This window comes from Aliivibrio sifiae (genome assembly GCF_002954705.1).
Lineage (GTDB): Bacteria > Pseudomonadota > Gammaproteobacteria > Enterobacterales > Vibrionaceae > Aliivibrio > Aliivibrio sifiae_A.
The window spans coordinates 234,681-235,257 of record NZ_MSCO01000002.1; the positions used below are offsets into that span (position 1 = coordinate 234,681).

General features: G+C 27.2%; 1 protein-coding gene and 1 pseudogene. Both read left to right on the top strand.

The window, feature by feature from the left end; genetic code table 11:
- Window positions 1-344 (top strand): annotated as a pseudogene (locus BTO22_RS20085) (transcriptional regulator); the annotation flags it as partial.
- On the top strand, window positions 334-577 hold a 244-nt coding region (locus BTO22_RS12080), incomplete at its 3' end, for a response regulator transcription factor (protein ID WP_146107554.1). The pseudogene BTO22_RS20085 and the gene BTO22_RS12080, both read left to right, overlap by 11 nt.

The following is a 577-nucleotide window of genomic DNA, read 5'->3' on the forward strand; positions in this document are numbered from 1 at the left end:
TGGTAGCTGACACTATTGAGCTATCAAAGATAGAGTCATATTCAGGAAGTCATCCATTTGTTATCTCTTTTCATGCATCTACGCTCATTACATTGAGGTACATCCTTGGAAATATTCTAAATAAATTTTTAGACATTCCAAACCTTGAATCTAAATTATATATGTCATCATTTGAAAAAAATATACATAAGCTTTTTTTAAAGCTTAAATCTAAAGTTAAATATAATGAGTCTTATAATGGAAAAAACTTGAAAATTTCTGAGTTAACGAAACTTGATATTAACAGTTCTAGAGAGGCATTGTATTTTCTTGTCGGATTTAGAAGGAAAGAATATGAAAAGTAACATCATAATTGTAGATGATATCGAATTTTCCAGAAAAGTTATTTCTTATATAATAAAGAAAAAGTTTAATGACGAAGTCAATGTGATTGAAGCCGAAAACAGCTATGATGTAGAAAGAATAATAAAAAGTAATATTAAAATTAATGGAATAATAACAGATATTATCATGCCTGATGGAAATGGTTTTGACTTAATTAATGTACTTTCTATGAATAACTACGGTATCCCTATTG